Consider the following 24,468-nt stretch of genomic DNA (forward strand, 5'->3'; position numbering starts at 1 on the left):
CACGGAGTTCAGCAGTTGGCTTGGAGGCCATGTCGCGGCGGAGGCAGTGGGCAGCACGAATGACTAGGCTACTCTGGCGACGACCTCCGCTATCCGCTCCGGGTGTGTCAACTGGGGATTGTGACCGGTATCGGCAATAACCGTGACTGGGCCGTTCCAGAGATGCAACAAGGGATCCTGCGCGCCTACGATCAAATGGATCGGTATTTGTTTCAGTTCCGATAGCCATTGGCGGAAGCGTGCGCGTTCCGACTCGCCGCTCGCTTGCGCCAGGCGGGTGAACGTCTGGACACGCACGGACGGGCGTTCCAGCGACGTGAAGGCGCTGGCGATCGATACGTGGTTTAGACCATCGGGATGTATCTGGTGAGCGAAGGTCGTCTTCGGCAGAAGGCGAAAAAGCAGCCTGCCCAGTGAAGACACCCGCAGCAGCATTGGCGGTCGTGCCTGCAGGAAGAAAGGTGACACCAGCACCAAGGCCTTGACCTTGTCCGGGTGGCGGCGCGCAAATGCCAAAGCAATGCCCGCACCCAGCGAGTGGCCCACCAGAACGGCAGGCTCGGTCACCAGCCGATCCAGCCAGGCTTGACCGATGGCTTCCACCGTTCCCGAGCGTCCCATCCCCGGTAGGTCCGGGATGATGGCGGGATTGTCTAGGTGGCTGCGAACGGCATCCCAGCTGTCGCCATTAAGGGGTAGGCCGTGCAAATAGACAATGGGGGTGCCGTCGCCGGGCAGGCGCTTGACCCATTGCCCCCGTTCGAATCCTGCTTGGGCAGGTTCATGGCCTACGGGATTTGATCGATACGCGCCGGAACCGAAGTCGGCGCTGACCAATTTGGCAATCCAAGGCGCCAGGTTGCGCGTCTTGATCAGTCCATCGATTCCCATGCGCTGCGCCAAGACCTGTGCGGGAACGGTGTCGTAGCGGTCTTCCGCCAGGAAGCTCAAGGTCTCCTTGGCTCCGGGAAGCAAGGCGGCAGGCAGCCGTTTCAACACGCCGGTCGAGACAAAACGCTGTGGCACGGGCACGCCCAGAATGCTGCCCACCAGGCGCAACAAGTCGTGGAGTCGGGGGGTGTCCGGGTCCAGCAGCCAGTACTGGCGGTTGGCGGACTCCGCATAGTCGAGTATTCGGGCCGCGAATTCCGCAACATAGTCGACGTGGCACAGCGGTATGAAAGTATCGGGATTGCCGGGCAGGGCAGGCAACCGGCCGTGAAAGAGTTGCTCGACCATCTCGCCGATTCCGAGGTACTGGGTGGTTTCGCCGTCTTGGCTGTCGCCAATTACCGCCGCCGGGTTGAGGGCGGTCCATGGTAGCCGTAAGCGGGTGCATTCGGCGATTAGGTGCCGGTGAGCGATGCGCTTAGAGGCTTCATATCCGCCCAGCCGCCGGTACCATGCGGTTTCGTCGCCTGGTTCGTCGGCGGCAATTCGGTAACCGCCGATCCAGACGAAGCGCTGCAGCAAAGGAAGACGCGCAGCCCAGCGCACCAAGGACTCACTGGCGTCGACGTTGATGCGTTGTGCTTGAGTTGGCGCCAGGTTCCAGGCAAAGGCCGCCGCCAAATGGAACACGACTTCGATGCTGGACTCGGCTGGCGACAGCGCCTGTTCGAAGCGGATGATGTTCTCTAGATTGAGGTTCACGAAGCGGATGTCCGGCTCCCGCAGGCCCCGCCGAGTCAGCCAAGTGCGATAGCCGGCTTCCTGCTGTGCGACGTCGCGTAGGGCGGCGATCACCCGATGTCCGCGCCGGAGCAGAACCGGTACCAGCCACTTGCCGATAAAACCGTTGGCGCCTGTAACTAGTATTGTTTTCGGTTCGGTTTGCAAGGACAGCATAGATACCTCCTGATTTATTAACTAGACCGGTCTATATATTAGTTGGTCAAAAAAGGTCTCATTGATCGGACATCGCGGGCACCTCCTGCAGCCGCGTTACCAGCATGCGGCAGATGGTTCGGAGAGGCTGAACGCTGCGAGTAGCCCGGGCCAAAATCAGGGCGCCTTCAATCGAAGACAGGATCATCAGAGCATCCTCGCGAGCTCGTATCGCTGTCGCACCATGCCGTTTCAAGGCGGTGGCGATGGCGTCCAACCAGTCTGCGTAGGCCTGTTCGCAAGCACGACGCACTTCTGGATGCTCATCGCCCACCTCCAAGGCAACCGTGGCAACCGGGCAGCCTTTTTGGAAATCCGACGCTTGCAGCCGTCCCTCCAACTCGCGCGCGACAAATTCAATGCCCGCGGCTGCCGAGGGTGCCTGAAAGCATTGCTGCATCAGCGCCCCAATCGCCTGCGATCCCATTGCGAGCGCCTGCGCCACCAATTGGTCCTTGCCACCAGGAAAGTGGAAATACAAAGATCCCTTGGGGGTGCTGCTCTCATTGAGAATCCGTTGCAGACCGACATTGTGAAAGCCGTGCCTCTCGATCAGATTGAGCGTGGCAGCGAGCAGCCGTTCTCGAGTTTGTTCGCCCTTTCTAGCCATGACGACAATTATAGACCAGTCTATATATTATTTGCAATAGTCGATTCTAAGTACCCATCTAATTTTTGACGATTTCAGCCAATAAATCTCCCACCGCGATGGTGATCGGAGAGGGAGATGGGGCCGGGTAACCATTCGAACTCGCGTGCGACCCGAAGGCGGATTCGATTGCCCGGTCGAGGTTCAATCAACTGAAGTCGGTCAAGCCGGAGCAGACGGAGAAACCCGACCGTCAGCAAAGGGCGCGATGTGTGAGCTCGGTGGAAAACGAAACTGCCGTTCAACGGGCTCGTAGGCCGAACGGCGGGAAACCGGCGCACTGCCGACCGATCAGAAGCACGCCGTCAACATCGGCTCAGGCCGAGCAGTGTGAATTGGCCTTCCGACCGGTTCCGAAGTGCAGCAGCCGTTCAAATGACAGCATATCTGGGTGTATGTGTGACCGCAATAGGTTCAGAGCTGCCATTTCAGCAGCAAACCCAACCAATTGAATTTTTCGAAGGTCTGGCTCTAAAATCGAATTCCAACCAGAATAATAGGCCCTGAATCAGCCTCGCTCGATCAAAAAATAGTCCGATCTAACCTCAGATTGCAAATAGCCAGAAATTCTTCCGTTCCCTCCCCGCAGAGTCTGATCAGGGCCATCGTTCCGATGACCATCTTTGAAGAAAGGAGCAGTGATGAAAAAAACTGTCATAACACTCTGTATTTCGTTGGGGTCAGTCGGTGCCACAGCAGGAACTTTTACGGGAGGTGCCACATTTCCCGAGCAGATCGTCCAGGAAATTACTGCTGTGCAACAGTACAGCCAAGAGGCCATGCAACTTCAGCAGCAGTTGATGATGGTTCAGAATCAGGTCAGGAATCTTCAGAGTTTTCCTGATCAGTTGTGGCAGTCCACCCTGCCGACCCTCAACACGCTGGTCAGTCTCGTGGGTAATGCCCAAGGGCTGAACTACGCCACCCAGAATACCGTGGCAGATGTTCAACAACAGTATGGTGACCCCACCCAGGCTCTGTCTGATTATCAGGGTAGTCTGCAAAAATGGACAGAGAATACAGACAGTCAGATTGCGGCAACCCTTCAACAATACGGCCTCAGTCAACAAGATTTCGGAACTACACAAGCGTCCTTGGCGGCTATTCAGGCCGCGAGCCAATCAGCTCCCGGACGAATGCAAGTGTTACAGGCCGGAAACCAGATATCCGGCTTGATGATCAATCAACTTCAATCATTACAGCAAGACATGAACGCAGGGAATCAGATGATGGCCAACTATGTGGCGGGGCAGACCCACGCGCAGGACGCGCAGACCCAAGGTCTCTTGAAGATGCTCAATACTCCAACAACCCCTTTGTATTGAGCTCGTTATACATTCCCTTCAACTGGAGAATTCGAAGATGAAAAAAACACATACAATGGCTTCGCTCGGCCTGCTGATCATCCTTTCGGGATGCGCAAATTTACCTCAACTCAATACTTCATTGGCGCAATTTAACCCATCAGTTTCCGTGCCGGTTGGGCAACTTGGCGATGGCACAGGGTATCAACCCATTTTTAATATCTCCATACCGACGGGCACCTGTAATCAGCAGGCTTTTATAGACGGATTCAAAGATGGTTATTTGTCAGGCTGGAATAGTTCTGTACATGAAAAAATCAACGACCTGGATGGTCATGTTCCCAAGTCAAAATTGCTGGCTTACAGGAGCAAATTGATAGGATCGGAAAATTATCAGACACATGCTGGCAGTTATCCTCTTTTCGGTCCTTATGGTTATCAGGATACCTGTGGGCACGCAAGTTACCAGAACGGTAACGCACAGGGTGGCCTATCAGTTTCCAATAACTGGAACACCATGTTTCCACAAGGAATATAAATCATGAGGCTCATCATTGCATTCTGTCTGCCCTGGCTCACATTCTTTACAATCGGTCGTCCAATCTCAGGGGTTTTTTGTCTCCTGCTTCAGGTCACCCTCATCGGCTGGATCCCGGCGGTCATATGGGCAGTCTATGCCTTGAGCCAGTACAAAACCGACCAGAAAATCGAGCAGGCTTTGGGTCCGGAGCGATGATGGGGGCTCTGTCTGCTGAGCCGGCACAACTCATTGTGCAGTGCGCTCCCCAGGTGGCTCCCATCACCATGGCCGCCATCGTGCAACAGGAAAGCGGGGGAGATTCCCTCGCTTTGCACGACAATGATTCTGGAAAAACCTACCATTTGGGAAGTCTGTACGAAGCCGCCCAAATGGCAGGAGACTTGATCCGTCAGGGCCACTCCGTCGATATCGGTCTGGCCCAGATCAACAGCAAGAATCTGCCTGCTCTGGGATTGACCATGGATCAGGTGCTGGATCCTTGCACGAACCTGGCGGCCGCGCAGGCCATTCTTTTGAGCGCCTGGGCGCAGTCTGGCGGCAACCTCCAAGGTGCTCTCTCTGCCTACAACACGGGTAATACCCGAGGACTCTCCGGGGCACGATACAGTGCCCGCGTATTCGAAAAAGCTGGGGTGCCCAGTATTCCGGGTGGGCATCTAGCCAGGTGGGCCATGGCTACGAAAAATCAAGGTGATGCGTCGCCCACTACCTGGACCCCGCAATCCAGCCCTTTGACACCCAAAGGATTCTAAAAGGTGGCGCGACCGTTGTCGCGTTTCCCGAAAATCAGGTAGTCAAGTCTGTCTTTTCCGGTTTTAACCGGTATCTGCGCCATCCCTTTGTGTCTGTATTTCATGCAGTGGCCGTGTGTTCCCAAGTTCCGAAAGCGTCCTTCACTTCAAGCCAACCGTTCCGGCTCCATCAAAAAACCGTGGCAGTGCTCGGTAACCCTGCGCGCTGGCCGCACCATTTTTTGACTTCGGGCCATTCCGTTCTCTCCTTGCTTTCTTCTCCTTGCGCTCTGCGACACGGCTCCAAAACGCATGAAACAACCGACAACAAGGAGAAACAGCATGGACGCAATCACCAAAACCAGAAAATCCAGACAAATGAAGACCGACACTCACCAAACCGCATGTGTGCTACAGACGGAAGACCTTCCCTCTTATGGGACAGAAATCGAGGATGGGGTCATTCAGAAGGCACTGGATATTCTGGCTTCGAGAATCCGGAAAGCAGAATCATTTCTGAACAGTCCGGGAGCAGTACGGGATTTTCTGCGGATCAAGATGGCAGGACTGGAGCATGAAGTGTTCAGTATCGTGTTTCTGAATGCACAGCACGGGGTCATCACCGTGGAAGAATTATTTCGGGGTACCCTGGCCCAAACTTCCGTATACCCCAGAGAGGTAGTAAAACGGGTATTGCACCACAATGCGGCGGCGGTCATCTTGGCGCACAACCATCCAAGTGGCCTTGCAGAACCAAGTCAGGCCGACAAGAGACTCACGGAAGCGTTGAGGAAATCCTTGGACCTGATTGATGCCAGGGTCCTTGATCATTTCATCGTGGCGGGGACCGAGTGCATCAGTTTTGCAGAACGCGGCCTGCTTTGATCACTTTTCAGGAACAGATGACCTCTCAAAGGGCATCTGTTCCCTCTCTACCGAGTCTGTACAACGGTCAAAAGATATCCACTTTTTCTGTGGATAAACCAGTGCAGAACGGGTTTAGATGTTGATTGGGAAGCCTCAAAGACCATTGAGCAGAAATTAATCAGTAACAATCACAGAGGACTATGCCATGCGTCTGTTCATCGCAGAGAAACCATCAGTCGCAAAAGCCATTGCCGGTATGGTGGGCAAGTTGGGTCATGGCGAAGGGTATATTGAGTGTTCCAATAATACGGTCATTACCTGGTGTTATGGCCACTTGCTGGCATTGGTTCCTCCGGAAGAGTATGTCGGCGGGAAAGTGCAGTCCTGGCAGATTCCGGTCATCCCTCAAGACTGGAAACTGTCTCCCCGTCAGGGAAATCCGGCAAAACAGATCAGAACCATCCGCGAATTGCTGGCGAAGGCCAGCGAAGTCGTGCATGCAGGGGATGCAGATCGGGAAGGTCAGCTTCTGGTGGACGAAGTGCTGGGGTATCTGGGTTGGCGTGGAAAAACTTCACGCCTGTGGCTGTCCAGCCTCGATGACGAAAGCATTCGCCGGGCGCTGGCCACCATCAAACCGAATTCAGCCTTGCGGTCGGTTTATGAATCGGCTCTGGCGCGTCAATATGCGGACTGGCTCGCGGGCATGAATGAATCCATTGCGATCAGCAGAAACCTCCAGGCCCTTGGGATACCGGGGTCATGGAGTGTGGGACGAGTACAAACACCGACCCTTGCACTATTGGTAAATCGACAACGGGCCATCAGGGCGTTTCGGCAACAGGAGCATTACCAGGTGGAGGCCACGCTGGACGGCAGCATCAAGGTCCAATGGCAAATTCCTGAAGAGTTGCTGGGGGATGGGCTTTTGCTGGAACGCCATGCGGCGGATCAGGTCGCCGGGCGCGTAATAGCTCAGCCCTTCCAGGTGGAGAAGTTCTCCAGCAAAATCGGCTCAAGAGCGTCCCCCTTGCCCTATGTTCTCAGTTCGTTACAAAAAATGACCAGCAGTCGATATGGCCTGTCCGCAGCACAGACGCTGGAGGCGGCTCAGGAACTCTATGAAGCGAAGCTGACCACCTATCCCCGTACTGATTGCCCTTATTTGCCCGTGGAGTTGCGGGACAAAGCAGGAGCTGTGCTGGAAGCCATCGGACTGGATAACACTGATGGCGTGAACATTACACGCACCCATGCAGCCTGGAATACCGGAAAGGTTGAGGCGCACCATGGGATTGTTCCAACGGGACAAAAAACAGGGATGACTCTTTCCCAGAATGCTCGCCATGTGTTCAGCCTGATCTGTGAGTCCTATGTCCGGCTGTTCATGCTCCCGGAGAGTTTTGAAGCCCGTGAGGCAATTTTCCTGTTTCAGGGCGGAGACAGATTCAGTGCAACCACCAGAATCGTCATGGAAAAAGGATGGACTCGATACGGGAAACATGAGGACGATACGGAATCGGTGACGCAGGGTGAGTTACCCGTCCTTTCCAGGGGAGAAACCCGTCGATGTGTCTCGGCTGAGGTCCTGATCAAGCATACAACCCCTACAAAACCCTTTACAGACGGCACCTTGATTGCCGCGATGACCAGCATTCATAAACTGGTGGCAGATCCTGAACTGAAAAAGCGGCTGCGAGAAACTTCCGGGCTGGGGACAGAAGCGACACGGGCATCCATCATCGAGACCCTGATCAAACGGGATTACGCCAAACGCATCAACAAGGAAATTCACCCGACGCTAAGGGGGATTGACCTCATTGAAATGGTACGCAGAGTGGCCCCGGAGATAACCGACCCCGGGACCACTGCCCTGCAGGAGGATTCCTTGGCCGATATCGCGGCCTCGCGCGCCACCATGGCCGATTTCATGGGTGGACAAATTCAAACCGTTCGACGGCTTTCAGAGACTCTTTTGAGAGGAAAACTCATGGAAAAAGAGATTTTGGCGTGTGAATGCCCGGCGTGCGGTAGTTTGCATTGCATCAGACTGACGAGTAAAGCAGGGAAACCCTATCACCGCTGCCCAGACTGTAGCGCTGCCTTTGCCGATGAGAAGGGCAAGCCTGGTAAACGGTTCGAAAGTTCTGCGTCGGACGCGGGAAAAAAGCCGACCCAATCTACTTCGAATTCAGGGGGACCAAAATGTCCCGTTTGCAAGAAGGATACAGACCGCAGGTTCACAAAAACCAGCAAGCCTTATTTCCGGTGTGGGGGATGTAATTCCGCTTGGTGGCCTGATAACAACAAACTTGGGAGTAAATGGGATGCGCGCTAAAAATATAACCAAGGCCACATTGTCGGGGATTTTACTGTCCGGAACTACGGTGGAGGCCCAGGCGGCTGCATCCAATGTACTCACCGGAATCCAGAATATGGTGCAGAGTTCGTCGGCCGGGTGGATGTCGGCGTCTCTGTCGCTGGCCCAGAATCTGTTCGTCGGGCTGGCGGGTATCGAGATCGCATGGACCGGGATTCACTGGGTCCTGAAAAAAAATGATCTATCGGACTTTATCGCGAGTTTTGCTCTCAAAATGATTTCGATCCTGTTCTTTTATATGCTCCTTGGATTGGCCCCCACCTGGATCCCCATGATCATCAACAGTTTTGCCCAGGCCGGGCAAATCGTTGGCGCATCGGGAGGAGGAGGAATTCCCCCAGTTGTAACACTTGATCCCTCGGGAGTCTTTGAACAGGGCATGACCGTCTCTGGAGCAATCTGGACCGCTTTTGGGAATGCATCGGCTGCAATGGGAATCGGCCAGACCTTTGCAGGGGCTCTGGCCACCTTGCTGGGATCGATCTTTGCCATTATCGCCTATGGACTTCTGGCATTACAGATTCTGATCACGAACATCGAGAGTTACATCATTATCGGTGGCGGTGCTCTGCTACTGGGGTTTAACGGGAGCAAGTGGACCCAGGTCTTTGCGGAAAAATATCTCGGTTACGCCGTCAGCGTCGGAATCAAACTGTTTGTGCTGTATCTGATCGTTGGTCTGGGCCAGAATCTGGCCAACACCTGGGTGACCCAACTGGGGACTTTTACGCCGGAAACAGTCATACAGGTCGGGGCTGCTGCCCTGATCTACGGTGCCATGGGGATCATGGTTCCCGGCATTGCAGGATCGATGCTTAATGGTTCACCCAGCATGAGTCTGGGGAGCATGGCGGGTGGAGCGTCGGTCGCAGCGGGCGGACTGGCCGGTGGGGCAATGTTGGGTGCGGGACTTGCCACTGGTGGAGCTGGAAATCTTGGAAAACTGGCCAGTATGGTGGCCAGTGGTGGAAAAGATGGAGCGGGGGCCAGCAATTTTGGAACTGGTGCAGGTGCTACCGACACCCTGGCTAAACTCGCAACACAGGCATCGTCATCATCAAAGTCTGGGGGCACTACCCCATTGGGGGAAACATCTTTCTCACCAATATCAGGTACCACCAACGCAAGTGGGGCCGGACCTGCTGAAATCCTCTCATCAAGTCCCGCAAGCACTGCTACACCGGGAGGGTCATCCGACACACCAGATTCCATTGGTGGCGGAGCAGCAGGGGCCAGTGCAAGCACTGATTCCGGAGGTGCCACCCCTACGAGCGGGTCCGGTAAAGATCCGTCATTGCTAAAAACCGGGTTGGATACCCTTGGGCAATCCAGGGATCAGGTTGGCAGAAGTGAAGGGAGCAGTGGCGGAATTCAGATTCGGTTGGGGCATTCGGAGTAGTTCTTCTCCATCGGTAGATTATCCTCTGGTAAGTTTACTTACAATGTAAACTAGGTTACTATTCTTCCATATTGCCGAGAGAGGGAGTGATTTATGTGGAGCAGGACCTACAGCAAGCGGGTAAGTGGGTTGCAAGTAAATAAAGTGTGGATGGTATGGACCGATGTCAATCGGTGGCACACTTGGCAGCCCGACATCGAATATGCAGAATTGAACGGCGAGTTCAAGGTGGGCAACACTTTCAAGCTAAAACCCAAGAATGGCCCACAAGTTTCCATCCGGATCATCAAAGTCGAACCTGGCAGGCAGTTCACCGATTTGACCTGTTTTCCTGGGGCGCGCATGTTCGGTTGCCATGAATTCATTGCTTACGATGATGAACTGGAAATACGCACGACCATGAGCATCGAAGGTTTTTTGTCTTTTTTGTGGAGAAAAATCGTTGCGGAAAGTGTGGCTCATGGAATGGAAAAGCAAACGGAGGCGCTGATTGAAAAAGCCAGAAGTGTCTGAGTCTTCCCCCTTCAGGCACGCTCAGGCAGATGACAGCCCCGGGTTCCTGTTGTGGAAGCTCACCGCTCTATGGCAGAGAAAACTCGGCGGTATCTTCGATGCGTTTGCCCTTACCCAAACCCAAACCCAGTTTGCCATCCTGGCTTCACTCCTGTGGTTCGAGCGACAGCATGAGCCACCGACCCAGGCTCGCCTGGTCGAGCATGCCAAGATCGACAAGATGACCCTTTCCAAAGCCATTCGAAAACTTGAGGAAGCTGGGCTGGTCAATCGGGAGTCTTCAACTTCGGATACCCGTGCCATACAGGTTCGATTCACTGTCGCGGGACGCAAACTGATTCACCAGGCCATCATTGCCATCGAGCGCGCCGACGATGAATTTTTCTCGTGCCTCACGGAAGGCCAAATAGAGACTTACAAGGCACTGACCCTTGCCATCATCGCGGGCAACAATCCATGAAGCGCTACTGGATTGGCGTTGCATCGAAAGAACATGTCAGCGCTGGCGTGGCTGGTGGATTCAGTCAGTTATGCCACGGAAAGGCCCTGCCGCTCAAACGCATGGCAGTGGGCGACTGGCTCATCTATTACTCGCCCAGGGAACAATTCGACGGAACCGTTCCTTGCCAGAAATTCACAGCCATTGGCAAAGTCGTCGGTGACAAGGTCTATCCCTTTGAAATGTTCCCAGGCTTTGTCCCCTACCGGCGTGATATCCATTTTATGGAAGCGACCGATACGCCCGTTCGCCCGCTTCTTGAGCAGCTTTCTTTCATTAAGGACAAGAGTCGGTGGGGCTATGCTTTCCGATTCGGACATCTGGAAATTCCAAAAGCCGATTTCGAGTTGATCGTGACCGGTATGCTAGGGCGCATTCCAGCGGATGATTGACGATGCCCCGTTGCTCGATTCTGTCAATTGCCGAGCGAGTTGGCCTGCCCCCGAAACTCACGACGGTAGAGTGACGGGGAAATCTGTAAAACATCCCTGAACTGCTGACGCATCGACACCGACGAGCCAAAGCCTGCCCTTGCGGCAATCAGATCGATGGGCTGATCTGTGGTTTCAAGCAAGCGTTGAGCCAGAGCCAAGCGCTGGTGGCGAAGCCAGTCGCTTACCGTGGTTCCGGTAGCCTTCCTGAAACGGCGGGTAAAAGTGCGGCGGCTCATCCTGGCCTGTTCGACCAGCGTATCAATATCCAAAAGCCGATCAAGATGAAGAACCGCCCAGTCGAGCACTGCCGACAATCGTTTATCTTTCCCTTCAATAGGAAGCGGCAATTCGATGTACTGCGCCTGTCCACCCTGTCGGTGCAATGGAACCACCATGCGACGTGCCACACGGCTGGCAATCTCGGCACCGTACCACTTACCCAGCAGATGCAGGCAGCAATCGATTCCCGCCGAAACACCCGCAGATGTCACCACATCGCCGTCGTCCACATAGAGGACATCAGGGTTGATCTGGATGCGCGGGTAACGATATGCCAGTTCGCGGGCGCAGAGCCAGTGGGTCGTAGCAGGATGTCCATCAAGAATGCCGGCCGCAGCCAGTACGAATGTTCCCAAACATAATCCAACCAGACAGGCTCCGCGTGCATGGGCCGCGCGTAATGCCTCGAGGAGTGGTTCCGGTGGCAACACCTGCGGATCGTGCCAACTTGGGACAATGACAGTATCAGCGCTGGCCACCCCTTCGAGACCATAGGGCACCGTGATGGTGAAACCGGACGCAGTCGACAGCGATCCTGCTTCTACCGCGCATATGCGCAAGTCAAAACGCGGCACCCCCGCCGCGCTGCGGTCTGTTCCGAAGACCTCGCAGGGAATGGAGAGATGAAAGGGGCTGATGCCTTCGAAAGCGATTACGGCGATGGTGAGAATAGTCACGCGACTTCCAAGACTGGAACTATGGCCTGATTTTATCGGAGATTGTCTTACAGGTCACTATCAGTCGTGGATGATTGGAGAAATAATATCCCTATGACGCCACAATCCTGTGGGCGTTGTACCAAAGATAGTCCACAAGGAGTATCCCCATGCCATCCCACCGCCGTGCTCTGCTTGTCATTGATGTGCAGAACGAATATGTTACCGGCAACCTGCCCATCGAATACCCCGCTATTCGGCACTCCCTGACCAATATCTGCAGAGCCATGGATGCCGCACTATTAGCGGATGTACCCGTTATCGTCGTCCAGAACACTTTGCCCGCTGGGGCGCCCGTTTTTTCCAAAGGATCTCCCGGTTGGGAACTCCATCCGTCCGTCCGTTCCCGACCATACAGCCATTACATTGAAAAGACCCTGCCCAGCGCTTTCGCTGGCACTGACCTGGCCGGGTGGCTGAGCCGAAACGACATCGATACGCTGGTCGTGGTCGGCTATATGACCCACAATTGCGCTGACTCGACCATCAAACATGCGTTGCACGCTGGCCTGGCCGTGGAGTTTCTCACGGATGCCGCTGGGTCACTCCCCTACGATAACCATGCGGGCCGGGCCACCGCCGAGGAAATTCATCGGGTATTTACGGTTGTCCTGCAGTCGCGTTTTGCCGCAGTAGCAACGACCGATGAATGGATCGAGGCACTGAAAACAGGAAAAGCTCTTCCTCGCGATAACATCTATGGATCCAACCAGCGGGCACGCGGTTTAAGGGATACCTCATGAGCAGATGTGGACAAACACGATGATCCAATTGCGTCTCCTCATGGTTGAAGATGTCGCCACCATTGAAAATTGGCCGAAGTATTCGGCTGAGTTCGACGATCTGGATTACGCCCTGAGGCAGGACGGGTGGCTCTCAGAATTTCAAAACCGGCCAAATATCTGGCGTTTTGCTGCCGAACAGTCAGGACAATTGTTGAACGAAGCCGCTATCGCGGAGAATGCCCCCGGCAAGTTGATTGAGCATCATAATTCATCCTCACCCCGAAAGGGGTTTTTTGTACTTTACCAAGAGGATGAAGCCGATGACACCACAAATTCCAGTTCATTTCAAACAAAACTATCAACGACTGCTGAAGTGTCTGAGACTCGGCGGTTTGCAGCCTAAAACCATCAAGGTGTATTCAAACGGAGTACGCCGGGCGGGGGCATATTTTGATTATCGGATTGATAAGTTGACCAAACTTCAGTTGACCGATTATTTCGTGCATATCGTCGATACGCTGTCATGGAGTTCGCTCAAACACGATCTGTACGGATTGAAGTTCTATTATGCCAAGGTGCTGGATAAACCTTGGCCGGGCGCGGATTTGGTCAAGCCGCCCAAGTCGCACACACTGCCGAATATTATTACTGTGGCGCAGGCGCAACAGATTTTTATGGCCACGCAGGTGTTGAGTTACCGGGTATTTTTCTTCACCCTTTACAGTCTGGGTTTGCGATTGGGTGAAGGGTTGAGTTTGCAGGTCGGCGATATTGATGCAGATCGGATGCGGGTACAGATTCGTAACGCCAAGGGCAATCGTGACAGATTTGTTCCATTGCCGGAGAACACCTTGCAGGTGTTACGTCGTTTCTGGCAGACGCACCGTAACCCTGCATTGCTCTTCCCCAATCGGAAGGGCGGACTCGAGAAATCACATCTGGCTACCACCCCGTTGGATCGCGGCGGAATTCAGACTACCTTGCGCCAAGTCACCCACGATTGTGGTTTAAAAAAAGAATTACACCGCACAGTTTGCGCCATAGTTATGCCACACATCTGATCGAAGCGGGCGTTGACCTGCTGGAAGTGCAAAAAATCCTCGGGCATCGATCCATCCTCACCACCCTCCACTACACCCACCTCACCGAACAAGGCCAACTCAACTCGCAAGCGTGTCTCAACCAGTTGATGGGGCAAATCCAGATCAGTTGGGGCAAGGTCAAATGATCCGGCTGGCGCACATTGTTGAAGCCTATGCGGCTGAGTTTATTGCTCAATATGGTCATTGTTTGATACCCGGCCAATTGACGGCGTTGAATGCCTTTCAAACTTGCCGCAGCAGCATGAGTCCCAAGATGCAACTTGCCTGTGACAATTGCCCAGAACTCAGTTATTTGCCACATTCCTGTGGGCATCGATCATGTCCGCATTGCCAAGCGCACGAATCCCAGCGCTGGATAGACCAGCAGATGCAAAAGCTCATTCCCGGAAATTACTTCATGGTGACATTCACCTTGCCCGCCCAATTCCGTGCACTGGCCTGGTTCAACCAGCGTGTGATGTATGACCTGATCACCCATAGTGCGTGGGAAACCGTCAACACCTTCAGCCAAAATGACAAAAAGTTGCGTGGCATCACCGGTGCAGTGACCGTGTTGCATACCCACAACCGTCGACTGGACTACCATCCGCATGTACATCTGGTGATGCCGGCCGCTGCGTTCGACAAAAAACGGCGACTGTGGCGCAACAAGGATGGGGGGTATCTGTTCAATCACACCGCATTGGCCAAAGTATTTCGTGCCAAGGTACTGGAGGGTATCAAACAAGCCGGATTGAAGTTGCCGGGTGCTTATCCCACAGATTGGGTGGTGGATTGCAAGGAGGTTGGTTCAGGCCAACAGGCACTGATTTACCTCGGGCGTTATCTGTATCGGGGTGTGATACAGGAGAAAGATATCCTGTCCTGCGACAAGGGGCAGGTGACATTCCGTTACCAAAATAGCCAAACCAAGCAAACTGAAACCCGTACCCTCAGTGGCGTGGCATTCCTGCGTCTGGTTCTGCAACACATTCTGCCCAAAGGTTACCGCCGTGCCCGAAACTTCGGCTTTTTGCATCCCAACAGCAGATTGATTCAGTTGGTACAACTCATCAAACGAGTCGTGCTTCCTCCACCGAAACCCCGCCCGACGATACGTTGTAAATGTTGCGGCGGGATAATGAAGATCGTGCGCACCCGCCTCAAATCAGTATTCGTCCAGCAGTTTACGTCAGGGAGCTTTGGGCAAGGTGTCGCAAGTGCGGAGACAGCCATGTAACGCGACACACTTCGCCAACCTGCCATACTTGGCAGGCACGGGTATACTCGCCCTGCAAAAGGACGAAATCAGGTAGAAACGCATTAAAAATGGCAGGTTAAGCGCAACGGGTTGCTGCAATGGCAACGTTAAGGTGGTGAAATTGGATGCGTGGTGAGGGATGATCACCGCCGGCACCACCGCAGTCAGAGAGATATTTCCATAATAAGGGTCACAGAGGACTTGTTGGGCTTGTCCAACAAACGGTTCAGATCGTGGCTTGCGCACGATCTAACCTTATTCGATAGCCTTCACGATCCTCGCCACCACTGCAGTGGGAGAAGCCGAATTTCGGATTGCTTTGCGCTCAGATAAAGCCGGTCAAGGACTGGGCTGGATCGTTACTTCGGAAACACTGGAAAAAGGCTTTGATGAAATCGGTCTGACACGCATCCATCTCATCGTGCGCAAAAACAACCTGCGGGCTATCCGGTTGTATCATCGTCTGGGATTCACTCTGCGGGGAGAGTGTCACAAGGATGTCAATCGGAAGCCAACGCATTTTTTGATGTTGGATCTCCAACAAAACGATTATCTGGCAGCAATGGCCATTTCTAAAGCCAGACGATAAATGGCAAGGTTCATCAACTTTCTCCGCCGAGTATTCAAAACATCATAACGCCACTCATGACGGTCACTGCCTGACCGGACAGCAATACCCGATCAAATTTGACTTCGCACCCTATTGAACCGCCACGCTTCGAGACCTGTCTGGCATTCAGGAAAGTTCTGCCCAACCTCCGAGCCCAGTAAGGAGCGAGTTCACAATGGGCGGAGCCACAGACGGGATCTTCGGGAACTCCCAACTTGGGTGCAAAAAAACGACTGACAAAATCAACTGTTTTCCCTGGGGCAGTGGCGATGACACCCCGCAGATCCAATTGAGCCAATAATTCCTGGCGGGGCTGAAGTGCGAGAACCGTCTCCTCATCCTCGAAGACTGCCAGATAATCATCGGCGCACCATACTTCCACTGGAGAGACCCCCAAACCTTCCGCCAACCGATCGGGACAGATGCACTGCCTGGGTGGCAAGGCAGGAAAATCCATTTCTAAGCCGCGCTCATTTTTTCGTACCGACAGTTTTCCACTCAATGTGTCGAACACCAGCAAAACTTTGGTATGGTCAAGACGTTCGAATATCACATGGGCCGTGGCCAGGGTGGCATGGCCGCAAAGAGAGACTTCCTTGATCGGAGTAAACCAGCGCAGTTCGAAGCCATCTTCGGAAGGTACGAAGAACGCAGTTTCCGAAAGGTTATTTTCCGCTGCAATCGCCTGGAGCAAGCCATCATTCAACCAATATTCCAAGGGACAAACAGCAGCGGGATTCCCCTCGAAAGGTCGAGTAGCAAAGGCATCCACCTGAAAGATATTGAGATTCATATTTAAAGTTCGTCTCAGGTTATTTTCAGAAGTACTTCTCCATGGATTCTGCCAGTTCCAGTGCCTGATGGGTTCCTTGAGTACGCAGCCCCTGAATCACGCCGTCCCGATTATGTTCCGGTTGATTCTGACTGATTTTCCATTTTCCGAGTAAACGGATAATGGTGAGTTCGACGCCAACGATGGAACTCGTCAGGCGCTCGATAAAGTCCGGGGGGGTGTCCGCAATCGACCAGGGGGAACCAAAGACCGATTCCTGTTGTTTGGTGAGTGAACCGCTCTGTTCCCGGACCCATGCCGCATCATCGATCACGCGCAACTGACCATAAGCATGGACGACAGCGTAATTCCAGGTGGGAACCCCCTTGCCATGATCCCTTACGGTGGGATACCAGGAGGGTGAAATATAGCCATCCGGACCGTGGAATATGGGGTCGTCTCAGAAAACGGAAAATAGAGCACGTTAAGCTGGCGGCAGCGGTCGCAACGGCCTGAACTTCCCCGCACCAACCTTGGCGCTGCTGCGCCAGAGGTAATCGCCGGTCAAGTTGATGTGCTCCCAGCCCAGCGGCGACAGATATTGCAACAGCGTGTCGTCCAGCGACTTGCCGTGGCCACGCAAAGCACTGGTGGCACGCTCCAGGTAGACCGTGTTCCACAACACGATGGCCGCCGTCACTAGGTTGAGGCCGCTGGCCCGATAGCGTTGTTGCTCGAAGCTGCGGTCGCGAATTTCACCCAATCGGTAGAAGAACACGGCTCTGGCCAGCGCGTTCCGCGCCTCACCCTTGTTTAGTCCGGCATTAACGCGGCGGCGCAATTCCACGCTTTGCAACCAATCCAGAATGAACAGTGTGCGCTCGATGCGTCCCAGCTCGCGCAAGGCGATAGCCAGACCGTTTTGTCGTGGGTAGCTGCCGAGTTTTCGCAGCATCAGGGAGGCCGTTACCGTGCCCTGCTTGATTGAGGTGGCCAGTCGCAGGATTTCGTCCCAATGGGCGCGAACGTGCTTGATGTTCAGCGTGCCACCGATCATCGGTTTGAGCGCGTCATAGGCAATGTCGCTTTTCGGGATGAACAGCTTGGTGTCGCCCAGGTCTCGGATACGTGGCGCGAATCGGAAGCCCAGCAAGTGCATCAAACCGAAGACATGATCGGTAAAGCCCGCTGTGTCGGTGTAGTGTTCCTCGATGCGCAAGTCCGACTCGTGATACAGCAAGCCGTCGAGCACATAGGTCGAATCACGCACGCCGACGTTGACCACCTTGGCGCTGAAGGGCGCGTATTGGTCGGAGATGTGCGTGTAGAAAGTCCGTCCTGGACTGCTTCCATACTTCGGGTTGATATGCCCGGTGCTCTCTGCCTTGCTGCTGGTTCTGAAGTTCTGGCCATCCGACGATGAGGTAGTGCCGTCGCCCCAATTTGCGGCGAAGGGTTGCTGAAACTGCGCGTTCACCAGCTCGGCCAGCGCCGTTGAATACGTTTCATCCCGGATATGCCACGCTTGCAGCCAGGACAGTTTGGCGTAGGTCGTGCCAGGGCAGGACTCGGCCATTTTAGTGAGCCCAAGATTGATGCCATCAGCCAGGATCGTCGTCAGCAGCAAGGTCTTGTCCTTGGCCGTGTCGCCGCTCTTCAAATGCGTAAAGTGCCGGGTGAATCCCGTCCACTCATTGACTTCGAGCAACAGTTCGGTGATCTTGACGTGCGGCAGAGTCATGGCCGTCTGGTCGATCAACGCCTGCGCGGTGTCCGGCACCGCTGCATCGAGCGGCGTGATCTTCAGGCCCGACTCGGTGATGATGGCATCTGGCAGATCGTTGGCCGCCGCCATCCGGTTAACAGTGGCAAGCTGCTGTTCCAGCAATTCCAGCCGGTCGTGCAAATACTGATCACAATCAGTGGCCACTGCCAGCGGCAATTCGTTGGCTAGCTTCAAGGTGGTGAATTTCTCGACCGGCACCAGGTACTCGTCGAAGTCCTTGAACTGACGTGATCCCTGCACCCAGACATCACCCGAGCGCAGCGCGTTCTTTAGCTCTGACAGGGCGCACAGTTCGTAGTAGCGGCGGTCGATGCCATCGTCCGTGAGCACCAATTTGGCCCAGCGTGGCTTGATGAATTCGGTCGGCGCGTCGGCGGGCACCTTGCGGGCGTTGTCGCTGTTCATGGCGCGCAGCACGTCGATTGCATCGAGCATGCCCTTGGCGGCTGGTTCAGCCCGCAGCTTGAGCACGTCCAGGAACTGCGGCGCGTACCGGCGCAGGGTGGCATAGCTCTCACCGATCCGGTGCAGAAAGTCGAAGCCCTCGGGTTGCGCGAGCTTTTGCGCCTCCGTGACGCTGGCGGCAAAGGTGTCCCAAGGCATGACGGCCTCGATGGCGGCGAACGGATCGCCTCCGCTCTGTTTGGCTTCCAGCAGAGCTTGGCCGATGCGGCCATACATCCGCACCTTGTCATTGATCGCCTTGCCGGAAGCCTGAAACTGTTGCTGATGCTTGTTCCTGGCCGCATTGAACAACTTGCCGATGATGCGGTCGTGCAGGTCGATGATTTCGTCGGTGACGGTGGCCATACCTTCAATGGCCAGCGCTACCAGAGTGGCATAGCGTCGTTGCACCTCGAACTTGGCCAGGTCGGCGGGTGTCATCTGCCCACCCTCACGAGCGATCTTGAGCAGGCGGTTCTGATGAACTTGTCGCTCGATGCCGGCGGGCAGGTCAAGCGCCTGCCAAGCCTTGAGGCGCTCGATGTGTTCGAGCATGTGTCGAGAATTTGGCTTGACGGGCGACTGGCGCAGCCATGCCAGCCTCGTTACTTTGCTGCCGTCCTTGCGCTTGAGAAGTTCGTCCAGGCGCTGGCGATGGACAGGCAACAAGGAATCGGTCAGCGCCGCGTAAATACGCCGGTTGGCACGGGTGATGGCCTCGGCGCTTGCGCGCTCAATGGCATTTATGGCGGGCAGGATAATGCCCTGCCGCCGCAGGTTTTCGACTAGGGTGCTGGCCAGCACAATGCCTTTGTCGGTCTGCATGGCCAGTTCGGTCAATGTATGCACGGCTTGCCGGTAGTGGCTCATGGTGAACGGCTTGAACCCAAACACCGTTTGCAGCTCGACCAAGTGCTCCCGCCGTGTCTGCTCGCGCTGGCCGTACTCATCCCAGCTTTCCACCGGCACCTTGAGCTGTGCCGCCACCATGCGCAACAAGGGCGGGAACGGAGGCTCATCGGCACCCAAAAAGATGCCAGGGAATCGCAAATAGCAAAGCTGGATGGCGAAGCCCAACCGATTCGCAGGGCCGCGACGTTGACGGATGATCGACAGATCGGTTTCGTTGAACGTGTAGTGCCGGATCAGTTCATCTTTGGCGTCAGGCAGTGCCAGCAGGCTTTCGCGCTCGATCGCGGACAGGATTGAGCGGCGCGGCATGGTCAGTCTTCCCGCAGGTACTGGTACAAGGTTTCGCGGCTGATGCCTAAGTCACGGGCCACCGAGGTTTTTTGATCGCCTGCCGCGACTCGCCGTTTCAATTCGGCAATTTGTTCACTGTTTAGCGATTTCTTTCGTCCTCGGTAGGCACCGCGCTGTTTGGCAAGCACGATTCCCTCGTGCTGACGTTCGCGGATCAGGGCGCGCTCGAACTCAGCAAAGGCCCCCATGACCGACAGCATCAGATTGGCCATCGGTGAGTCATCGCCAGTGAACGCCAGCCCTTCTTTGACAAACTCCATGCGCACGCCCCGTTGTGTCAGCCCTTGAACGATGCGGCGCAGGTCATCAAGGTTGCGTGCCAGCCTGTCCATGCTGTGCACTACCACGGTATCGCCCTCGCGGACGAAGGCCAGTAGCCTTTCAAGTTCGGGGCGTTGCGTATCCTTGCCGGAAGCCTTGTCTGTAAATACCTTGCCGACGTCGATTTGCTCCAGTTGCCGATCAGGGTTCTGGTCGAAGCTGCTGACGCGGACATAGCCGATGCGTTGACCTTGCAAGATGCCTCCAAAAGTAAAAGTGTCAGGATGAAATCTATTACCTTTGGCGGAATATGTCAATAAATATGAAGTGTGACTCTATTCTGACGGTGTTTGCACATGACATCTGACATCAGGTTAGGGTATAGCTCAACTTGACGCCATTGGCAGCCACATTCATTACGGGCCACCTGAGATGTTTAATGAACACTTGAAACGTAACGATCGTTACATTAAAATAGTTCAATGAAAACACAAAACTGGTTGTTGCTCACTTATAAAGTACCCCCAGAACCAGCCAAGAAGCGGATCGCCTTGTGGCGTCGGCTCAAGGGCATGGGGGCCGTTTACCTGCAAAACGGGGTTTGCCTATTACCCAAGACAGACGACCACACCCGGCGTCTAAAGATGATCGAGAACGAGATTTCCGAGATGGCAGGCGAGTCGGTCATCCTGGAAACCATCGCGCTGGATCAGGCGCAAGAAAACAAGGTAGTCGGTCGCTTTAAGGCCGACCGCGACGAGGAGTACGTCGAGTTCCTCGACAAGTGCAAGGACTTCGAGGCCGAAATTGCCAAGGAGACGGCAGCCAGCCACTTCACTTACGCCGAACTTGAAGAGAACGACGTCGACCTGAAAAAGCTCCAGTCCTGGCTGGGAAAAATCCGCAAGCTGGACTTCTACGGCGCGACGCTGGCGGCCGAGGCCGACCAGCGCCTGCAAACTTGCGAGGCATTGCTCGACACCTACGCCCAACGGGTGTTCGAAGCCCACGACGAAAATAAATAATCCTGATTGGAATCGACCCATGAAACTCACCGTACTGACCTACAACACCCTCTTTGCTGGCCGCGACGGCAGCGACGACCGACGCGCCCGTGCGCAGGTCGGGCTCATCAACGACATCCAGCCCGACGTGTTCCTGATGCAGGAGGCCAAGGGCTTCGATGCCAACGGTGGCGCCTGGCTGTATGCGCTGGAGGCACAGATCGGAATGCGCGGGTTCCTCGCCGTCGCGCCGCGCACCGGGCAGAACCTCGCTATCTTCATCCGCGACCCGCTGCGTGCGGTCGGCTTCGAGGTGGACGGTGCGCATCTCCATCACGCGCTTGCGACGCTGCAAGTGGCATTGCCCGATAGCGACAAGCAGATCACAGTCATCAGCGTCCACTTGTGTCCGAACGGTCCCGAGGTGCGTCGCCGTGAGGCGGCCTATCTGGCCGTGCAGGCAGCACCTGACAAACTGACTTTGATGACCGGCGACTTCAACTCGGCCTCGCCGCACGACCCGGAACCCGAGGACTGGCTTGCACTGGCCCCGCATCACCAAGCCCGCTACCTCGCCGACGATTTGAAGGGCATCGACCGCAGCGTGCTGGTTCAGCTGGAAGCCGCTGGTTGGGCGGATCTTGGTCACCAACTGGACCCGCTCAAGGTGCCCACGGTGCCAACCGTCGCCTATCGAGACGTTGAGTTCGCGACCATGCGCTGCGATTACCTGCTGGCATCCAAGGCCCTGGCACAGCACGCTCAGACTTATCAGGTCATTCGCAACGCTACCACGGACGATGCATCTGACCACTACCCCGTGTTGGCCACTTTCGAGGTGCCGCAATGAGCGCCGCGAACGAGTCCGCTGCGGATGCAGCCAAATCGCAAAAGCCCAAGAGATGGCTCAACCGAACTGTCGCAGGTGCTGGCATCACCAGCGCACTGGGAGACTTCTGCTACGAAACTACCACCGTAATCCTGCCTGGCTTTTTGGCGGTGCTGGGCATCCCGGCAGCGGCGCTCGGCATCATCGAAGGGATCTCCGATGCGGTAGCCAGCTTTACCAAGATGGTTTCCGGTTACATTGCCGACAAGCTCGGCCATCGCAAGCTACTGGTACTGGTCGGCTACGGGCTTACACCAGTCGGGCAGGTGCTGATCGCGCTGGCCGCCGGCTGGCCGCTGCTGTTGTTGGGGCGGCTGGTGTCATGGTTCGGCAAAGGACTGCGTGGCCCGCTGCGCGATGCCATCGTGATCCAGGCGGTAAGCCCGGAAACGCGTGGTAGGGCGTTCGGATTCCATCGCGCAGCCGACACCATTGGCGCGGTTCTCGGGCCGCTGCTTGGTGTCGCGCTACTGGGGTGGGCACAAGGGCTGCATTGGGATGGGCCATCCGGGCCGTTCCGCCTTGTGCTGTGGTTTTCGGTCATTCCGGGAGTGCTGGCCGTGCTGGCCTTCCTGACCCTGGTCAAAGATCCCGAGTTTTCGCCGAATCCGGCGCTGAAGTTCTTCAGTTCGCTGCGCGGTTTGCCAACCCGTTTCAAGCATTATCTTCGTGCGGTCGGCATCTTCGGTGTCGGCGACTTCTCCCACAGCCTGCTAATCCTGGCCGCCACCACCTTGCTGACAACCTCGTTGGGCGTGGTGCAGGCAGCACAGGTGGCTGGCTTGCTCTACGTCTGGCGCAACGTCAGACTTCCTGATCTAGCAGGATGTGAGTTTGGCACCTCATACCAATTTGTAAATCATTCTTGCACCTGATTCGGGATGACAAAAAGCGAGCCGCGTTAATTCTTCAAGGAGGCTCGCAATCGCCTTGTCATGAGCAGGATTTGCCATCCGATGAATTTTGATGGTCAGTGTCTGTGCGGCATCATCAGGCTCAATGTCACCAGAAGACACGAATAACTCCCGCACCAGCGCTCGCGCTTCGTCTTCCTTTTTCAAGTGACGTCGCAATATCGCCACCAAGGCGGTCTCAGCGCGGTAGGCGATCATCTTTACCACATCGGTCAGCATTTTATTCAACGGCAACAACTGAGTTACTCTCAACTCCTCGGGCAAACTGTCCAGCGTTACTTTTCGGGGCATATCCCGTCGCTCGGCACGAAGTCGTGCCAGTTCAATCTGCACGGTCTGAAGTGCTTCGACGGATTCGGCTTTTTTCTGAATATCCACGCTGTCCATCAGGGTGTGTCTGGTCAGTTCTGCCTGAAGTTTCCTCTCGGCTTGATGTGCTTTTTTTGACCTGTTTGTCGAGTTCGCGCCATGTGGGGTTGATAGTCAATAAGGTGCCAGGAAGACTTTCCGCGCCATACTCAACAAGTCCATCAATATCATAGTGTTCCATCATGTAGCCGAAGAAGTTTTCCTGGCACCACCGGGAGAACATACGGCCCGCAATGACCCCATTTCCCAGATGCTGCGCGCTGGTGATGATGGCCGTCTGATGCCCCCGTCAAGGTCAGACGACGCACTTCGGTGACCGGCATTGAGTCCTTGCCTGAAACCAGCCGGGTTTCCCGCATGGCCAGTTTCATTCGCGTACTGCCACCGCCAGGCTGAGGAACCTCCTGTTCAATAAATTCATCTTCCGGCCACACCTCTTTGACATTCTTGCGATAACTCAGCGCGCCAATGCGCTGCTTCCAGAGTTCAGAGAACAGACTGTACGTAGCACCTTCCCGATCAAACACCATGACGAAACGGTGCAAACGCAGATCCTGACTCAACGCCTCCATGGTTGGTTGTCCGGGAACGCTGATTAACAGTTCGGGTACGATGTCTTTAATCAGGCAATCCGCCATCCCCTCATTGAGGACCTTCGATACGACAAAGAAGGGGCGACCCAACGCATCGTTTACCCAGTAATCGCTGGTGCCACGCAGGCACAGTTTCTCGCGTGAGACGAATCGGCGCGGTAGATTAGCCAGATCACCGTGGTATACCCGCACATGACCATCGACATAAAGGTAGCCCGCTTCATCAGGATCGTTCTCCATCCAACTCTTGCTCAGTTCCTTCATCCAGGCTTGCGGATTACCTGTGCGAGCCATCG

Annotated in this window: 26 protein-coding genes and 2 pseudogenes; 18 read left to right on the forward strand and 10 right to left on the reverse strand. The window is 55.2% G+C overall.

Going from position 1 to position 24,468, the window contains the following annotated elements; translation table 11 throughout:
• Positions 1 to 63: 63 nt before the first annotated feature.
• Together HO274_RS00585 and HO274_RS00590 are read right to left on the reverse strand one after the other, a co-directional pair.
• Positions 64 to 1,848: an alpha/beta fold hydrolase gene (locus HO274_RS00585; RefSeq protein ID WP_031597215.1), complete on the reverse strand. Its 1,785-nt coding sequence runs from the start codon at positions 1,846 to 1,848 to the stop codon at positions 64 to 66.
• Positions 1,849 to 1,906: 58 nt separating this feature from the next.
• Positions 1,907 to 2,497 (reverse strand): TetR/AcrR family transcriptional regulator, encoded by a 591-nt coding sequence (locus HO274_RS00590; protein ID WP_031597213.1) that lies wholly within the window; start codon positions 2,495 to 2,497, stop codon positions 1,907 to 1,909.
• 680 nt (positions 2,498 to 3,177) lie between these two features.
• Here HO274_RS00590 and trbJ point away from each other — a divergent pair.
• The 10 genes from trbJ to HO274_RS00640 all read left to right on the forward strand — a co-directional run bounded on the left by trbJ (position 3,178) and on the right by HO274_RS00640 (position 11,162).
• On the forward strand, positions 3,178 to 3,861 hold the full coding sequence (gene trbJ / locus HO274_RS00595; RefSeq protein ID WP_273120557.1) for a P-type conjugative transfer protein TrbJ: 684 nt from the start codon (positions 3,178 to 3,180) through the stop codon (positions 3,859 to 3,861).
• A 37-nt stretch (positions 3,862 to 3,898) separates the two neighbouring features.
• Entirely contained in the window at positions 3,899 to 4,378 is a 480-nt protein-coding gene (locus HO274_RS00600; RefSeq protein ID WP_031598463.1) for a hypothetical protein, read from the forward strand.
• Between the two features lie 3 nt (positions 4,379 to 4,381).
• Entirely contained in the window at positions 4,382 to 4,576 is a 195-nt protein-coding gene (locus HO274_RS00605; protein WP_273120560.1) for a YqaE/Pmp3 family membrane protein, read from the forward strand.
• On the forward strand, positions 4,573 to 5,133 hold the full coding sequence (locus HO274_RS00610; protein ID WP_273120562.1) for a lytic transglycosylase domain-containing protein: 561 nt from the start codon (positions 4,573 to 4,575) through the stop codon (positions 5,131 to 5,133). The genes HO274_RS00605 and HO274_RS00610 overlap by 4 nt, the downstream gene beginning before the upstream one ends.
• A gap of 321 nt (positions 5,134 to 5,454) precedes the next feature.
• Positions 5,455 to 5,997, forward strand: coding sequence for a RadC family protein (gene radC, locus HO274_RS00615; RefSeq protein WP_273120564.1), 543 nt, complete (start codon positions 5,455 to 5,457; stop codon positions 5,995 to 5,997).
• Positions 5,998 to 6,184: 187 nt separating this feature from the next.
• Complete coding sequence (gene topB, locus HO274_RS00620; protein ID WP_031599127.1) at positions 6,185 to 8,317, forward strand: DNA topoisomerase III; 2,133 nt, start codon at positions 6,185 to 6,187, stop codon at positions 8,315 to 8,317.
• The gene (trbL, locus tag HO274_RS00625) at positions 8,307 to 9,758 is read left to right on the forward strand and encodes a P-type conjugative transfer protein TrbL (protein ID WP_031599124.1); all 1,452 of its coding nucleotides are present in this window, start codon (positions 8,307 to 8,309) and stop codon (positions 9,756 to 9,758) included. The genes topB and trbL overlap by 11 nt, the downstream gene beginning before the upstream one ends.
• A gap of 93 nt (positions 9,759 to 9,851) precedes the next feature.
• Positions 9,852 to 10,271 (forward strand): SRPBCC family protein, encoded by a 420-nt coding sequence (locus HO274_RS00630; RefSeq protein WP_273120445.1) that lies wholly within the window; start codon positions 9,852 to 9,854, stop codon positions 10,269 to 10,271.
• Positions 10,249 to 10,731, forward strand: a complete 483-nt coding sequence (locus HO274_RS00635) for a MarR family winged helix-turn-helix transcriptional regulator (protein ID WP_273120568.1) — start codon at positions 10,249 to 10,251, stop codon at positions 10,729 to 10,731. Before HO274_RS00630 ends, HO274_RS00635 begins: the two co-directional genes overlap by 23 nt.
• The gene (locus HO274_RS00640) at positions 10,728 to 11,162 is read left to right on the forward strand and encodes an EVE domain-containing protein (protein WP_273120570.1); all 435 of its coding nucleotides are present in this window, start codon (positions 10,728 to 10,730) and stop codon (positions 11,160 to 11,162) included. Before HO274_RS00635 ends, HO274_RS00640 begins: the two co-directional genes overlap by 4 nt.
• Positions 11,163 to 11,185: 23 nt before the next feature.
• On the opposite strand, the gene HO274_RS00645 is transcribed toward HO274_RS00640, so the two are convergent.
• A complete protein-coding gene (locus tag HO274_RS00645; RefSeq protein ID WP_273120572.1) occupies positions 11,186 to 12,160 on the reverse strand; it encodes a GlxA family transcriptional regulator in 975 nt (324 codons plus the stop codon).
• Between the two features lie 149 nt (positions 12,161 to 12,309).
• On the opposite strand from HO274_RS00645, the gene HO274_RS00650 reads away from it, so the two are divergent.
• The 5 genes and pseudogenes from HO274_RS00650 to HO274_RS00670 all read left to right on the forward strand — a co-directional run bounded on the left by HO274_RS00650 (position 12,310) and on the right by HO274_RS00670 (position 15,856).
• Complete coding sequence (locus HO274_RS00650) at positions 12,310 to 12,942, forward strand: cysteine hydrolase family protein (protein WP_273120574.1); 633 nt, start codon at positions 12,310 to 12,312, stop codon at positions 12,940 to 12,942.
• 40 nt (positions 12,943 to 12,982) lie between these two features.
• Entirely contained in the window at positions 12,983 to 13,327 is a 345-nt protein-coding gene (locus HO274_RS00655; protein ID WP_273120576.1) for a hypothetical protein, read from the forward strand.
• A pseudogene (locus HO274_RS00660) lies at positions 13,245 to 14,152 on the forward strand (tyrosine-type recombinase/integrase). The gene HO274_RS00655 and the pseudogene HO274_RS00660 overlap by 83 nt, the downstream one beginning before the upstream one ends.
• On the forward strand, positions 14,149 to 15,246 hold the full coding sequence (locus tag HO274_RS00665; protein WP_062188610.1) for an IS91 family transposase: 1,098 nt from the start codon (positions 14,149 to 14,151) through the stop codon (positions 15,244 to 15,246). The pseudogene HO274_RS00660 and the gene HO274_RS00665 overlap by 4 nt, the downstream one beginning before the upstream one ends.
• A 313-nt stretch (positions 15,247 to 15,559) precedes the next feature.
• A complete protein-coding gene (locus HO274_RS00670; protein WP_273120579.1) occupies positions 15,560 to 15,856 on the forward strand; it encodes a GNAT family N-acetyltransferase in 297 nt (98 codons plus the stop codon).
• Between the two features lie 34 nt (positions 15,857 to 15,890).
• Here HO274_RS00670 and HO274_RS00675 read toward each other — a convergent pair whose 3' ends face one another.
• Genes HO274_RS00675 through HO274_RS00690 form a run of 4 tightly spaced genes read right to left on the reverse strand, consistent with a single transcriptional unit; the run spans position 15,891 to position 20,660 of the window.
• Positions 15,891 to 16,670: a PhzF family phenazine biosynthesis protein gene (locus HO274_RS00675; protein WP_273120581.1), complete on the reverse strand. Its 780-nt coding sequence runs from the start codon at positions 16,668 to 16,670 to the stop codon at positions 15,891 to 15,893.
• 25 nt (positions 16,671 to 16,695) lie between these two features.
• On the reverse strand, positions 16,696 to 17,100 hold the full coding sequence (locus HO274_RS00680) for an FMN-binding negative transcriptional regulator (RefSeq protein ID WP_273122327.1): 405 nt from the start codon (positions 17,098 to 17,100) through the stop codon (positions 16,696 to 16,698).
• 33 nt (positions 17,101 to 17,133) lie between these two features.
• A complete protein-coding gene (locus HO274_RS00685) occupies positions 17,134 to 20,100 on the reverse strand; it encodes a Tn3 family transposase (RefSeq protein ID WP_273120582.1) in 2,967 nt (988 codons plus the stop codon).
• Positions 20,101 to 20,102: 2 nt separating this feature from the next.
• The gene (locus tag HO274_RS00690) at positions 20,103 to 20,660 is read right to left on the reverse strand and encodes a recombinase family protein (protein ID WP_055395909.1); all 558 of its coding nucleotides are present in this window, start codon (positions 20,658 to 20,660) and stop codon (positions 20,103 to 20,105) included.
• 225 nt (positions 20,661 to 20,885) lie between these two features.
• Here HO274_RS00690 and HO274_RS00695 point away from each other — a divergent pair, with 225 nt between their 5' ends.
• The 3 genes and pseudogenes from HO274_RS00695 to HO274_RS00705 all read left to right on the forward strand — a co-directional run.
• Positions 20,886 to 21,428, forward strand: a complete 543-nt coding sequence (locus HO274_RS00695) for a Chromate resistance protein ChrB (RefSeq protein WP_273120585.1) — start codon at positions 20,886 to 20,888, stop codon at positions 21,426 to 21,428.
• A gap of 19 nt (positions 21,429 to 21,447) precedes the next feature.
• Positions 21,448 to 22,257, forward strand: a complete 810-nt coding sequence (locus tag HO274_RS00700) for an endonuclease/exonuclease/phosphatase family protein (protein WP_273120587.1) — start codon at positions 21,448 to 21,450, stop codon at positions 22,255 to 22,257.
• Positions 22,254 to 23,102, forward strand: a pseudogene (locus tag HO274_RS00705) (MFS transporter); the annotation flags it as partial. The gene HO274_RS00700 and the pseudogene HO274_RS00705, both read left to right, overlap by 4 nt.
• Positions 23,103 to 23,138: 36 nt before the next feature.
• On the opposite strand, the gene HO274_RS00710 reads toward HO274_RS00705, so the two are convergent.
• From HO274_RS00710 to HO274_RS00715, 3 genes are read right to left on the reverse strand one after another with little or no spacing between them, the layout of a single operon-like run.
• Positions 23,139 to 23,597 (reverse strand): putative transposase, encoded by a 459-nt coding sequence (locus HO274_RS00710; RefSeq protein WP_273120591.1) that lies wholly within the window; start codon positions 23,595 to 23,597, stop codon positions 23,139 to 23,141.
• Positions 23,533 to 23,802, reverse strand: a complete 270-nt coding sequence (locus tag HO274_RS13440) for a putative transposase (protein ID WP_420537369.1) — start codon at positions 23,800 to 23,802, stop codon at positions 23,533 to 23,535. Before HO274_RS13440 ends, HO274_RS00710 begins: the two co-directional genes overlap by 65 nt.
• Positions 23,747 to 24,466, reverse strand: coding sequence for a putative transposase (locus tag HO274_RS00715; RefSeq protein ID WP_273120593.1), 720 nt, complete (start codon positions 24,464 to 24,466; stop codon positions 23,747 to 23,749). Before HO274_RS00715 ends, HO274_RS13440 begins: the two co-directional genes overlap by 56 nt.
• Positions 24,467 to 24,468: the final 2 nt, after the last annotated feature.

It is taken from the genome of Ferrovum myxofaciens (assembly GCF_013181415.1).
GTDB classification, from domain to species: domain Bacteria; phylum Pseudomonadota; class Gammaproteobacteria; order Burkholderiales; family Ferrovaceae; genus Ferrovum; species Ferrovum myxofaciens.